This window comes from Bhargavaea beijingensis (genome assembly GCF_900101985.1).
GTDB lineage: Bacteria > Bacillota > Bacilli > Bacillales_A > Planococcaceae > Bhargavaea > Bhargavaea beijingensis.
In genome coordinates this window covers 1-13355 of record NZ_FNAR01000011.1, presented here as the reverse complement: position 1 = coordinate 13355, position 13355 = coordinate 1, and the positions used below count along the sequence as shown (strand labels likewise).

13 protein-coding genes and 1 pseudogene are annotated in these 13355 nt (G+C 56.2%); 2 read left to right on the top strand and 12 right to left on the bottom strand.

The features are described from left to right. Nucleotides 1-3: 3 nt before the first annotated feature. The 9 genes from BLT01_RS09270 to BLT01_RS09230 all read right to left on the bottom strand — a co-directional run bounded on the left by BLT01_RS09270 (nucleotide 4) and on the right by BLT01_RS09230 (nucleotide 8889). A complete protein-coding gene (locus BLT01_RS09270) occupies nucleotides 4-291 on the bottom strand; it encodes a DUF6958 family protein (RefSeq protein ID WP_218123197.1) in 288 nt (95 codons plus the stop codon). Between the two features lie 13 nt (nucleotides 292-304). After that, nucleotides 305-1516 carry a glycine C-acetyltransferase gene (locus tag BLT01_RS09265; protein ID WP_376739644.1) on the bottom strand — a complete coding sequence of 404 codons (1212 nt, stop codon included), beginning with the start codon at nucleotides 1514-1516 and terminating at the stop codon, nucleotides 305-307. A 29-nt stretch (nucleotides 1517-1545) separates the two neighbouring features. Then, nucleotides 1546-1860: a DMT family transporter gene (locus tag BLT01_RS09260; RefSeq protein ID WP_092097403.1), complete on the bottom strand. Its 315-nt coding sequence runs from the start codon at nucleotides 1858-1860 to the stop codon at nucleotides 1546-1548. Continuing rightward, complete coding sequence (locus BLT01_RS09255) at nucleotides 1860-2201, bottom strand: DMT family transporter (RefSeq protein WP_092097402.1); 342 nt, start codon at nucleotides 2199-2201, stop codon at nucleotides 1860-1862. The genes BLT01_RS09260 and BLT01_RS09255 overlap by 1 nt, the downstream gene beginning before the upstream one ends. A 98-nt stretch (nucleotides 2202-2299) precedes the next feature. Further along, nucleotides 2300-3367 carry a hypothetical protein gene (locus BLT01_RS09250; protein WP_092097401.1) on the bottom strand — a complete coding sequence of 356 codons (1068 nt, stop codon included), beginning with the start codon at nucleotides 3365-3367 and terminating at the stop codon, nucleotides 2300-2302. An 83-nt stretch (nucleotides 3368-3450) separates the two neighbouring features. After that, nucleotides 3451-4083 (bottom strand): YczE/YyaS/YitT family protein, encoded by a 633-nt coding sequence (locus BLT01_RS09245; protein ID WP_092097400.1) that lies wholly within the window; start codon nucleotides 4081-4083, stop codon nucleotides 3451-3453. 33 nt (nucleotides 4084-4116) lie between these two features. After that, nucleotides 4117-4605: a Cys-tRNA(Pro) deacylase gene (ybaK, locus tag BLT01_RS09240; protein WP_092097399.1), complete on the bottom strand. Its 489-nt coding sequence runs from the start codon at nucleotides 4603-4605 to the stop codon at nucleotides 4117-4119. A gap of 14 nt (nucleotides 4606-4619) precedes the next feature. Beyond that, a complete protein-coding gene (locus tag BLT01_RS09235; RefSeq protein WP_092097398.1) occupies nucleotides 4620-6794 on the bottom strand; it encodes a DNA topoisomerase III in 2175 nt (724 codons plus the stop codon). 130 nt (nucleotides 6795-6924) lie between these two features. Then, nucleotides 6925-8889, bottom strand: a complete 1965-nt coding sequence (locus BLT01_RS09230) for a cation:proton antiporter (protein WP_092097397.1) — start codon at nucleotides 8887-8889, stop codon at nucleotides 6925-6927. Nucleotides 8890-9031: 142 nt separating this feature from the next. Here BLT01_RS09230 and BLT01_RS09225 point away from each other — a divergent pair, with 142 nt between their 5' ends. Both BLT01_RS09225 and BLT01_RS09220 read left to right on the top strand, forming a co-directional pair. Further along, on the top strand, nucleotides 9032-10057 hold the full coding sequence (locus tag BLT01_RS09225) for a glycosyltransferase family protein (RefSeq protein WP_092097396.1): 1026 nt from the start codon (nucleotides 9032-9034) through the stop codon (nucleotides 10055-10057). 85 nt (nucleotides 10058-10142) lie between these two features. Continuing rightward, nucleotides 10143-10328, top strand: coding sequence for an SE1832 family protein (locus tag BLT01_RS09220; protein ID WP_092097395.1), 186 nt, complete (start codon nucleotides 10143-10145; stop codon nucleotides 10326-10328). 59 nt (nucleotides 10329-10387) lie between these two features. Here the strand turns inward: BLT01_RS09220 and BLT01_RS09215 are convergent, their stop codons facing one another. The 3 genes and pseudogenes from BLT01_RS09215 to BLT01_RS09205 all read right to left on the bottom strand — a co-directional run. After that, complete coding sequence (locus tag BLT01_RS09215) at nucleotides 10388-11848, bottom strand: phospholipase D family protein (protein WP_092097394.1); 1461 nt, start codon at nucleotides 11846-11848, stop codon at nucleotides 10388-10390. A 127-nt stretch (nucleotides 11849-11975) separates the two neighbouring features. Next, entirely contained in the window at nucleotides 11976-12527 is a 552-nt protein-coding gene (locus BLT01_RS09210; RefSeq protein WP_092097393.1) for an RNA polymerase sigma factor, read from the bottom strand. 506 nt (nucleotides 12528-13033) lie between these two features. Next, nucleotides 13034-13355, bottom strand: a pseudogene (locus BLT01_RS09205) (IS5/IS1182 family transposase); the annotation flags it as partial.

The following is a 13355-nucleotide window of genomic DNA, read 5'->3' as shown; positions in this document are numbered from 1 at the left end:
TTTTCATGTTCTTCTGATCTGTTGCCTGCCATTCCGCTCGAATCGCTCCAGTTCTCCTCTTGCCTCGAGATCGAGCTTGACAGCGGTGATGTACCACGTCGTCTTGCCGTCAAAATGAGAGAGCCGCTTTGGGGCGCGCTCGGTCAGATCCAGGAATGAGATTTCGCCTGATGCTTCCACCTCATCGAGAATCGCTTTGCGGATGGCTTCGTAGCGGCGCTTCAGAATCCTCGCGCCTTGCTTTCCTTCCGGATGAAGCAGTTGGATCTGTTCTTCGTCACGCATGCTCATAAGGAGTCCCCTCTCAGCCGATGACGCCCAGTTCCTTGCCTATTTTCTCGTAGACGGCGAGTGCTTCGTCGAGCATCTCTTTCGTGTGCGCGGCCGTCGGCATGTTGCGGACGCGGCCGGTGCCTTGTGGAACAGTCGGGAAGACAATCGATTTTGCATAGACGCCCTCTTCCATCAGGCGTCTCGAAAACTGCTGGGTCAGCTTTTCCTCACCGATGATGCAAGGCGTGATCGGGGTTTCGGAATGGCCGATATCAAAGCCCAACTTTTTCAGGCCGTCTTTCAGGTAGTCGCCGTTTTCCCACAGCTTGTCCACAAGTTCGTCGGATGCAAGCAGCTTGTCGACAGACCCGATGACCGCCGCAACATCTCCCGGAGTCATCGCAGTCGAGAACAGGAACGGACGGGAGCGGACTTTCAGCCAGTCGATCAATTGCCGCTTCCCTGCCACATAACCGCCGACGACGCCGATCGCTTTGGAGAGGGTGCCGATCTGGAAGTCGATCTCCTTCTCCAGGCCGAAGTGCTTCACGGTGCCTTTCCCGCCGCCCATGACGCCGGAACCGTGCGCATCATCCACATAAGTGATCAGGTCGTATTCCTTTGCAATCTGTACAGCATCCGGCAGGTTGGCGACATCTCCGTCCATTGAGAATACACCATCCGTGATGTACATGACTTTGTTGTATTGACCGGACTCCGTCGCTTCCTTCGCCTTTTTGCGGAGGTCATCCATGTCCTGGTGGTTGACACGGATGATTTTAGCCCGGGACAGGCGGCAGCCGTCGATAATCGATGCGTGGTTCAGCTCATCGGAGAGGATGGCATCGTTTTTGTCCATGACCGCCGAGATGGCCGCCATGTTGCAGTTGAACCCGGACTGGTAAGCGATCGCCGCTTCGGTCCCTTTGAACTCGGCAAGCTTTTCCTCAAGCCGGACGTGGATATCGAGTGTGCCATTGATGGTCCGGACAGCGCCCGCGCCGACGCCGTACTTGTCGATGGCGTCCTTCGCAAGCTTTTTCAGTTCTTCATCCGTTGCAAGGCCAAGGTAGTTATTCGAACTCAGGTTGATCAGGTCTTTTCCGCCGATCTTGATCGTCGGCCCGTTCGGCCCTTCTACCGGGTCGATTTCGTTATACAATCCTGCACCTCGCAGCTCCTGCAAGTTTTGTTCAAGAAATTGATCCAAAGTTTTAGCCAAAGGAATCTTCCTTTCCGACATGTGATTGACTTCATTTTACCACAGGGTTCTCAGCTGAACAGTTTTAGGCCGGCCGCTCCCGTGATGATGAACGAAATGAACAGGAGCCGACGCCATCCCGCAGGCTCCTTGAAAAACAGGATGCCCATCAGTACGGCCCCCGCGGCTCCGAGGCCTGTCCAGATGGCATAGGCGGTTCCCATCGGAATCTCCCGCATGGCGAGGGACAAAAGGACAAAGCCGAGGCCGAAGGTAAGGACAAGCGGGATGAGCCGCCACCATTGCTTGTCTTTCAGGTAGAGGTTGATGAACATGACGCCAAAGATTTCACCCAAACTGGCAAGTGCAAGGAATACCCATGCCATCACTGCTCACCCCTTTCCTGTTCTTGCTTGCCCCCGCCGTCAGTCAGCTTGATTCCGACCACGCCGACCAGGATGAGGCCGATGAAAAACAGTTTGACCGGCGAAAATGGCTCTCCGAAAACGATGATATCCACGAGGACGATCGCCGCGGCTCCCGATCCGGTGAAAACGGCATAGACCGTCCCGGAAGGCAATTTTTCACAAGCCTTGATGATGAAATAAAAGCTGAAGATGATGGCGATTGCCGTTCCGGTCCATTCTAGGGCACTGTCGGAATAGGATAGGCCGACCACCCAGAATACCTCGACGACGGCAGCGAAAAACACATACAGCCATGCCACCGGCCGTCACCTCTTTCCATTCTGCTATCGTATCCACTTTAACAGAACTGAACCCTGCCCACATAGCGAAACCGCCCGGGAACTCCCCGGGCGGCCTGTCACAATTGTTCGTTGATTATCCTGATTTTCTCTTCCCATCGCTCCTGGTTGATGGCACTGTCCATCCTTGCCCGGATGGCATGGATTTCACGCACATAGGCGTTCATATAGGCACGCGCGTCCAGCATGGCTTCCCGGTAGTCCGCTTCAATTTCCGCGGCCTTTTCTTCAAGCTTTTCATCATCACGGCACATCCCGAGCATGTCGACAATCTCGTCCCCATCCCTCTCCGGCCCGTACTCATGCGGCTTGGTCGCATCGAACACACAGACAGAAAGTTCCGGAAGAACAATGAGATCGACACTCCCCGGGTCGAGTGCGCACCAGCCATAGATGACATCGAGGCCGCGTTCCTCCGCTTCCTTCCCGAGTTTCTTCATCATCGTGGACTTGCCCGTTCCGGGATGGGCCTTGATAAGAAGCCGGCGCTTCAGGCCTTTGGTGACCGAACCGAAAAAGTCCTGCGCGCCTTCCGCGGTAAGCGTGCCGATGTACCGGTTGGCGACTGCCGATTTCTTGTTGAGCGACAGGTCGCCGAACAGCGCTTCCGCCATGCCGGCCGATAGTTTGTCAGCCAGTTCCCAGGACATTCTTGCCCGGTTTGCCTCTTCCCACCTGTCATGCAGTTCCTTCGCCCGGCGGAGGGAAGCGAATGTTTTGCCGAGGACCCCTTCAGCCCGATCCGCGGTTTCCTGAATGAACCCATGCTGAAGACGGAGCCGGCTTTCGTCATACCCGTCATAGAAGGTCACCACCCGATGTGCCCCGCCGAGTTGCACGGGTTCAAGCGACACGGGATGGGAGGCCTGGACAAACAGAATCCCGGGCTTTACAACATGGACAGCATCCAGTCCGTCAGGTGTGAGCGGGTCGTGGAATAATTCAACGTCCCAGCCCCGCTTCACATAATACTGTGCGATTTCCCTCAAAAGAACGGAAAGAGCCCCTGTCGGAGGTGCTTTCAGGAGGAACGCCTTGGACGCACCGGAAAGCAACTCCCTATAATTGTGCCGGATTCCTTCTGATGTGTACGCCGTGCTCATGTAGGATGTGATGGTCCCGTTCAAGCGATCACCCTTTCCTCTTGACGGGACATTATATGCAGGAAGCACACGAAAAAGCACGGCCGGAAAGATACCGGCCGTGCCATTCAGTTGACCTGTGCAGCTTCAGGCGGATCAGCAAGCCGCCTGAGCAGCTCCTGGAAATACGGCAGCGTGTAGTGCAGCAGTTGGCCGAAAAACAGCGCGATGATGACGGTGCCGATTCCGATCGGCCCACCGATCAGCCAACCGGCCAGCGCCACACTCACCTCAAGCGCTGTCCTCACCGTCTTGACACTCCAGCCGGTCTTCTCGATCAGGACAAGCATGAGTGTATCCCTCGGCCCGGCGCCGATATTCGGCGACACATACATGCCGAGCCCCACCGCCATGACGCCAATTCCGAGGATAAAGACCGCCACCTGTCCGGCGATGGTGGGAACAGCAGGGATCAGCCAGTTGAAAAAGTCGATGAACAGCCCGATCAGGATCATGTTGATCCATGTTCCGACCTGCGGCCACCTTCTCAGATAAATGGCCGTGGAACCGACAATGAATAGACCGGTCAGGATCGACCATGTTCCGATTGTAAGGCCGAACATCCTGTACAGCCCCACATGGAGCACATCCCACGGCCCGATGCCGAGCTGATGCCCTTTGATCGTCAACGTGATTCCGAGAGACAAAATCAGTTGCCCCACGATAAAGAAGATCCATCTCCACAGATGAGTCCGATGCACGGCCCCACCTCCTTTCCTTCCGGCCGGGCCGGTTCACTTCGTCAGCGGCGCGAACACCGCATCCGATGCACGGACGAGCGCATCCGGCGTAAGTTTCATCTGGAGCCCGCGCTTTCCGGCGCTTACGATCATCCGTCCGAGTGTCCGGGCCGATTCATCGATGAATGTAGGGAAGTCTTTTTTCATGCCGACCGGCGAGCATCCGCCCCGCACATACCCCGTCACATCGGTCAGGTCACGCAAGTGAAGCATCTCGATTTTTTTCTCTCCCGCCGCCTTCGCCGCCTTTCTCAGATCAAGCTCCCCGGCAACAGGAATGACAAAGACGAAATACTTCCCGGTCCCGGCAGTGGCGACAAGCGTCTTGTAGACGGTCTCTTCAGCCTGTCCGGTTTTTTCCGCGACCGAAATGCCGTCAAGCTGACCGTCATCGGTAGCATATTCAATCAGTTCGTATTCGGCCTTTTGCCGGTCCAGGATCCGGACGGCATTGGTCTTCTGGATTTTGTCTTTTCTGCCCAACCCCGACACCTCCGTCAGTCTTGGTCACCGAGCAGTTTTTTCAGCTGGTCGGCAAGCGCTGTATTTACCGGTTCATCATCCTGCTTTTTCATGTATTTCTGCACGTCTTGCTTGGACACCTTGCCCTTGTTGGTCTTTGCCTTGCGCTTCTCGAATGCCGACAGCTTTTCGCGGTAGCCGCATCGGCATGTGAAAATACGGCCTTCGCCCTCGCCCCGCAGCTCAAGCTTTTTGTGGCAGGTCGGGCAGCGGGCATTTGTCAGCTGGGAAACCCGCTGGCGGTGTCCGCATTCGCGGTCTTGGCAGACGAGCATTTTGCCGCGCTTGCCGTTCACTTCGAGCATTGGCTTGCCGCAGTCCGGGCATACCTTGCCCGAGACGTTGTCATGCTTGAACTTCTTCTCGGAAGCCTTGACTTCCGATACGGCCTGTTTGGCGAACCCGATCATTTCTTTCATGAATTCTTTTTTCGAAAGACGGCCTTTTGCAATCTCGGTAAGTTTTTGTTCCCATTCTCCGGTCAGTGCCGGGGATTTTAAATCTTCAGGGACCAGCTCCAGCAGCTGGCGGCCCTTGGATGTGGTGTGGATGTCATTGCCCTTCTTTTCGATGACGAACGAGTTGAACAGTTTGTCGATGATGTCTGCCCGTGTCGCGACGGTTCCGAGCCCTCCCGTTTCGCCGAGCGTCCGGATCAGCTCCTTGGACTCGCCGGCCATGAACTGGGCCGGGTTTTCCATTGCGGCCAGGAGGGTCCCCTCATTGAACCGTGCTGGCGGCTTGGTCTGGCCTTCTGTCATCGAGAACGCACGGATGCTGAGCGTTTCTCCCTTTTCAAATGGCGGAAGCGTTTTGTCGTCATCCTCTTGCGCGTCCAGGCCATAGACGGCGCGCCACCCTTCGTCGATGATCGTCCTGCCTTTTGCATGGAACCGTTCGCCGCCCGTCTGGAGAACCGCGGTGACCGCTTCATACTTGTACGGACCGGAGAAAACGGCGATGAACCGCTTCACGATCAGATCGAACAGCCGCTTCTCACTGTCTGACATCCGCTCCAGGATTGCCGGTTCTTCTGTCGGAATAATGGCATGGTGGTCACTGACTTTCCCGTCATCGATGACCCCTTTTTGCGGCTTCGGACTGCCTTTTTTCAGAATGGCGGCGATGTCTTTCCGATACGGGGCGAGGCGCACGGCCTCAAGCCGGTCCTTTAGTGTGGCCGCCATGTCGGATGTCAGATGTTTGGAATCAGTCCGCGGATACGTGACGGCTTTGTGCGACTCATAAAGCCCCTGAAGGGTGTTCAGCGTTTCCTTTGCCGACCAGCCAAATCGTTTGTGTGCTTCCTTCTGCAGTTCCGTCAGATCGAAAAGCTGAGGTGCCGGCTGGCTTTTTGGCGTGCGCTTCACTTCCCCGATGACGCCTTCACGGATGTTCTCCAACTTGCCGAGAAGCGCCTCCGCTTCGCCTTTGTCGAACGTGCGGCCGTCCCCCGACTTGGCGGTCCACTTGAATCGGCCGGAATCGGTGAGCGCTTCGATGCCGTAAAACGATTTCGGCCGGAACTCGCGGATTTGCCGCTCCCGCTCCGCAATCATCGCGAGTGTCGGCGTCTGTACACGCCCCGTCGAAAGCTGGGCGTTGTGCTTGACCGTGAGGGCCCGGGTCGCGTTGATTCCGACAACCCAGTCGGCTTCAGCACGCGCTTCGGCTGCCTTGAACAGGTTTTCATACTCGCGACCGTCTTTCAGGTTGCGGAAACCGTCCTTGATCGCCTTGTCAGTGACCGAAGAGATCCATAGACGCTTGACCGGCTTGTTCGCCTTCGCTTTTTCAAGGATCCAGCGGGCAACCAGTTCCCCTTCACGCCCTGCATCGGTCGCGATGATGACTTCTCTGATGTCGCCGCGCTTCAGAAGCGCCTTCACGGCGTTGAACTGCTTGGTCGTCTGACGGATCGGCACGAGTTTGAACGGCTCGGGCAAGATCGGCAGGTCCTCCATTTTCCAGTCCTTGTATTTCGGGTCATACTGCTCCGGATCGGCTTGGGTCACTAGATGGCCAAGCGCCCATGTGATGACGTAGTCCTTCCCTTCCATTGCGCCGTTCCGTTTATCGTTGCATCCGAGCACGCGGGCGATGTCCCGCGCGACGGATGGTTTCTCTGCCAATACCAATGATTTGGACAATGTGCGTCCACTCCTCTCATACGTACTGATTATACAAGACCGGAAGCGGGATTTCATCGGACACGGCGGGACGGGCGGCAATGAAGAAAAGCCGGAAGCATATCCGTTGCGCTTCCGGCTTTTCCTGGCTTTATTTAAGGGATGATTCCGGAGCGGCACCCGGCAGCGGCGGTTTTCCGCCGTTGCCGTCACCGCCCGCCGGATCATTGCCGTTCAGGCGGTTTTTGATCTGTTCTGTACTGGCGGATACCTTACCTTCCGTCTTGACTTCCAGCTTTTCCTTTACCTTTTCGACGGTTTTGTCGGGCGGGCTCAGGGAAACGACGGTGTCACCCGGCTCCGCGGCCAGCTCAGCGCCCGGTGAGTAAAAGTCGATCCTGCCATCCTTCCTCAGAATATACAGGAGAACCGGGCTCTCATCACGCTCGCGAAGATACTGGGTGTACTTGTACCGCTCCGTAATCGGTGTCTTCCGGATCACATGTCCGTTCCGGACACGGGAGTCCAAGACGCCCACCGGGAGCGCCGGTTCAAAGATGAACCTGCCCGGCGACCGGACAAGCCGGACGCTCTCCACGCCGTAGCGCTTCGGATCTCCCTTCAGGCCTGCCCGGAAAACAAATGAAGGGCCGAAATCATGGGCAAAGTCGCTGCAGATGTGAGCGTTGTACATGTCCATAGGCGTCAGGGTCAACAGGTTCTGGTAAGGCGCAAGGTCATATCTGTAGTCGACCTGTTCGGACAGGATGTCACCCGAAAGCACTTTGATGCCTGCCTTACGTGCTTCGAACACATCGTTCCATGCATCGGTCATCAGGGCGACCGGCTTGCCGTCCTCCTTGATGGATGCGGCAAGCCGCGCATTGAACAATCCGCCTCCAACAATCAGCGCACCCGAGTTGTCGGCAGCGACTAAATTGAGCTTTTTGGCGAGCGGGCCGAGCGTGAAACCGTGCACGATGACCGTGCCAAAAACGAGCGCAAACGTCAGAGCTGTCAGAAGCTCCGCGTCCCTGTAACCCTGATTCAGCAGGATGGTCGCAAAATAACCGGAGACCGTAAGTGCGACAATTCCACGTGGTGCTATCCAGCCGATGAGTGTGCGCTCCTGGTGGGTCAGGTCGGTACCGATTGTCGACAGCCAGATCGACAGCGGGCGGACGACGAACAGGGTGGCAAGGACGAAAGCGATGATCCTCGGCTCAAATATCGCGAGCAACGTGTCCACTGACAGCGAAGCTGTCAGCATGACGAAAATCGCGGAGACGAGGAGAACCGAAATGTTCTCCTTGAAATGCCGGATGTCCTCGATTGAAGACAGATGCATATTCGCCATCGAGACCCCCATGACAGTGACTGCGAGCAGCCCCGTCTCGTGCATGATTTCATCGGACAGGACAAAGACAAACAGGACAGCCGCAAACAGCACCGGCGATTTCAGGAATTCCGGCACTTTGTCTGCTTCGAACATCCTGCCGAGCGACCACGCGAAAAACCAGCCGAGCACACCCGCAAATGCAGAGGCGGCAAAGAAGATCATGATGCCTGTGCCGGTCAGGTCCCCGCTCAGGAAGCGGATGGTCTCGAATGCGAACAATGCGAGCAGAGCGCCGAAAGGATCGACAATGATCCCTTCCCATTTCAGGATGGCGCCGACACGCGGCTTCAGCTTCGCCTGTCTCAGAAGCGGTAAGATGACAGTCGGGCCCGTGACGATAAACAGCCCGCCGATGACAAAGGCCACTTCCCAGCTAAGCCCTGCCACATAGTGCGCGGCAAGCGATCCGAAAATCCAGGCCAGAAAAGCGCCGAGTGTCACGATGCGGCCGACCGGCTTGGAAAATCCGCGGATTTCCCGCACGTCCAGATTCAGGCTCCCCTCAAACAAGATAATCGCAACCGCGATCGAGATGACCGGGCCGAAAAAGTCTCCGAGCTGCTGTTCGGGATTCAGCAGGCCTAGCAGCGGGCCCAGCAAAAGCCCCGCAATGGACATGACGACAATCGCAGGCAGCCGGAGCCTCCAGGCAAGCCATTGCGACCCGATGCCAAGTGCCGCGATGGCCATGAAGGAGAACAGAAACGAGTCGAACATGGGAAATCCCCCCTTGTACTCTCAAAAATAATACCCAGTTTACCATATCCAGACGAGACTTCCAGTTCAAACCCTCATATTCCGGGGGCCGGTCCCATATGTTGGACAGGAACCGATTTTGCAGCCAGAAAGGGTGAAGGCCTTGACCGGAAATTCAAAAAAGAAAGCGCTGTTTTACTGTACGGCAATCGACATTCCTTCCGCCTACCGGACACGGCGCGCATTGCGCATCGCGCAGTCGCTTACCGATATTGAAGTGATCTTCCTTTCGGAGCGCCCGCTCTCCCATGTCGAGGAGGCGGGTTTCAGGGTCGTCCGGATCCGCGGAAAGGCCGGACTGAGAAAAGCGGCCGCTGAACTGCGGCCGGATATCCTCCTGCGGGACGGCCGCTCCGAACCGGGTGAAACGGATGAACTCAGGGACCTGATTCCCGCAATCATCCACTTTGACGACTGCGGTGAGGGAGAACCGGCGGCTGACCTTGTTTTCCGAACGTTCGACGGGGAATTCCGGGGACCTGTGCCCTCCAATGTCGTTACGGGAAAGACGGGATTCATCGCAGAACCTAGCCTGATCCGGCACCGGCGGATCGGGCTCGCCAAGCGGCCGCCGGGCGATCTGCCCCACATTGTTGTGACCCACGGTCCTTCCGACCCGGCCAACCTTTCCCACCGGACGCTCCGGCACCTGACCCAGCTCCACATTCCATTGAAAGTGACCGTTCTTCTCGGCGAGGCCTACTCCCACCCCGATGACCCGCTGCTGATGATGGCACTCGGCCGCCGCAATGTGACCGTCAAAAAAATGCCCTACGACTACGGCAGGGAACTTGCTGCCGCCGACATTATCATCTGCTCTTCCGGATACATTCCCTATGATGTCGCTTTTTTGAGCATCCCGTGCATCGTTCTCGCACAGGACGAAGAAGAGCTGGGACATGCGCTCCCCAATGAGGAAAATGGCTTTATCCCGCTCGGGCTCGGGCGCAAGGTCAAGCAGTCGATGCTGCTGAATGCGGTGATGGAGCTTCTCCTGCATGAACCTCGCAGGAAACGCGCAGTCGAAAGACAGGCCGCACTCAACGTCGAGGATGGGCTCGATATGGTAAGCGAAGCGGTGCATTACTACCTGGAGTATCCGCCGCGAAGGCAGGCCGGAAAGCACTGATCTCCTAAGTGCAGGTTTTCCCGGCTGCCGGAATACGCAAGGTTGCCGGTTATGGTACAATGTCCGCGACAAGGAGGCGTTCTTGATGGACAAACGTTCTCTCGAAGCGGAGATTGCGGAACTGAAGATGGACTATATCAGCCTGCAGGGCGACATCGAGAAACTCGAGTCGACCGGCCATGAGGCACAGGTTCAAAATGCGGAACAGCGTCTTGCGGACATGGAAGCCCGCCTGTCGGAACTGAACCGGCAGTTGGACGCGCTGGACTGAGCAGGCAAAAGCGGCCTTCGCACCCTTCAACCGGTGCGGAGGCCGCCGTTGTTTTCAGGTCAGTATGTAGTGAGCTTCAGGAGCTTCTGAAGACCGTACACCACCCGCTGTGCCTGGGCGAAGCCGTCCAGCTTTTCCTCGGCCTCCAGCGTGTAGAGCGCATCTTCGTTGTTCCAGAGGCGGTTGAAGTAAGCATCCAGCTCTGCTGCAAGCGGACTGTCCGCAGGTGCTTCGATGCGCAGGTTGGCCTCAAGGTTGTAGTCATCCAGCGCACGCTCCGTCATGTTGGCCGCACCGCTTGAAATGTAGGCTTCGTCCCCGTCCTTCACATAAACCAGTTTGGTATGGTACTGCCCGATGACCGCATTGTAGAAACGGATTTCGATGCGGTCCTCCGAGTCCTCGATCAGCTCTTCGGCAACCGGCATGTTCGGCAAACCGGTCTTTTTGTTGCCGAAGGCATTCTCGTTCGGGTCCAGGATGATCCGCACTTGTGCACCGCGCTCTGCCGCTTCGACGAGGGCAGATAAAACGTCCCGCTTGGCCAGATAAAACATACCGAGCCATACCTCATCCCCTTTCCCTGCTTTACCGATGTCTTCAAGCAGGTGATCGAGGATCGGCCGTTCCGTCACGTATTGCACACCGTACACTCCTTCAGGGGTTTCATCCACTTCCGCTCGCGGAAACGTTTCCGGGCCGCCCGAGTAGCGCGAAACCGCTTCTTCCGCCTCAAGCACATCATTGATCACGGGGCCGTCCGTCTTGAACGCGACATTCCCATGCCAGCCGCTCGCGTCGTGAGGATTCCCGGAATTGACAAGGACCCCTTTTTCCGTGGCAATGACTTTCCGGTGATTGGCCTTGACGTTCAACAGCTTCAAATAGGAGCGGGCCGTCATCTTAGGGGCGTCTTCAGCCATCGGGTTCGGCAGCCATCCCTTGCCGTCCTCTCCCCACCATTGGAATAGGATCCGATAGACCCCCGAATAAATCGGCGTGGAGTCCCGGAGAGGATCCAGGGCAGTGACCACGACTTCGATGCCCGCATCCTCCAGGCGCCTGATTTCCTCAGACTCATAGGAACCGTACCCGTTGTTCACGGGATCGGTAATCAGGATCACCGGCATGCCGGGATGATCTTTTTTCTTTTGCACGAGCCGGTCGGTCAGTGTGCGGGAAAGCTCCGGGAAGTCTTCTTTTTCATCGTAGAAGGCGTTATAAAGGAAAAAGTCCGCCACGACGAACTCTTCAGCCCGTTCAATCATCGAAAACACTTCATCGAATATCTGCAGTTCGTGGACCATGCTGTCCTTTGACCTGTCTTGCGAATAAGTCAGATCGGTGAGCATCTCCACATTGTCTGTGCGGTAGAGTGTCCCGTCATGGGAGATGCCTGCCGGGAGCGGCTTGTATGTATGGTAGAGCACGATTCCGAGATAAATAAGCACGAACAGGCAGGTGATGATCGTCAGTACCCTGCGTCTCGTGCTCCATTCTTTGACTATCTTCTTGTCCATCCGATTCCCCCCTTTGCTCCCCTTCCATTCCCCTTTCTGATACGCCGGGAAACGCCCCGGCCGAAACGGACAAAAAAACAGACGGTCCGGGAAACTTTCTGCCCGGACCGCCGTCCTAATGACTATCTTATCCGGCTATGACATAGCCTTGCGCCTGCTCATCGAGAAGCATCATTTCCTTGAGGCGCTGCTTGGCGCGGAAAAGCCGGGATTTGACGGTACCGATCGATACTTTCATAAGCTCGGCGATTTCGTTGAGCGAATACTGGTTGACGTAGAAATAAAGCACCGTCTTGCGGTAGATGCCGTCCAGTTCATCCAGCTTTGACTGGACAATGGCGCGGATATCCTCGCGCTCCAACAGGTCGTCCGCTGTCGGCTCCGCACACGGGACAAGGTCCAGGATCGGCACATCAAGCGTATCCGGCTGTTCCATGACATGCTGGCTCCTGCGTACCGTCTTGCGGTAGCGATCGCGGAACGTGTTCATGCAGATTGTCGTGAGCCATGCCTTGACATGGTCGACGCCCTCGAGCGACTTTTCATTCCGCACGACTTTCAGCCAGACGTCCTGCATCAGGTCTTCCGCCTCGTCCTTGTTCCGTGTGAGCTTGAGGCAGAGATGATAAATGAAGCGTTCATATTCTTCGTAGATGGTTTCAATGTTACGACCGGCCATGGCCGATCCCTCCCGTTCGTACTGTTCTTTGTTGACCTTATTGTCCTATAGAGCAACCTTGCCCTCCATCGGATTCTCTTTCAGGTCCATTACAAAGATGTAAGAAAAGGAGAAAGGTTGCACACAAAAGCGCAAATCGCCCGGTTGGCAACGTACAAACGAGGTACTTCGCAATGAGATAAAGGAAACACGGCGAGGTACGAGCCGATGTTGACTTATTGCAGTGGAGAAGTGCGAAGTTTGCTAGTTGCTGGGCCCTGAAGCTGGACGCAAAGGTCAGGAAATCACAAAAAGGCGCTACCGTAAGGAAGCGCCCCAGACTGTAGACAAAACGGACCCAAAAGAAATCTTTTTGGGTCCGTTTTGTCATTTTCGTGGATATTTCGCATGTTATTCCCCATACCCCCTTGGAATGACCGGCCGTCGGGCCGGTTCCGGTGACTCCCAGGTCCAGCAGGCCTATCTTTTCAGATTTAAGGCAGCAAAAGTAAGCATCGCCTGCATGGACATTTTCTTTGACAGGAATAGGCGAATTTCTTTTCCCGCTCGTCTTTTACGTAATAACCGCTTTCTGGATCGGTTGTGCTTTCCTTGATTTCCTTCTCCTCTTCACGGTCCCACTTGTCCGGAGGGAACGGTTTCTTTCCGTTCTCCTCACGATCCGCGTTGATCTCTTCTTCCAGCAAGGACTGGTAGGCGCGTGTTTCCTTGCGGACCACTTTCTTCGTGAACTTCAGTTTGTTGGCGCTGGCCTTGACATGGGTAGAGTCGATAAACACGTGCTCCGCCCGGAGCAGCCCACGGTCTGCAACCTGTTTTAGAATCCGG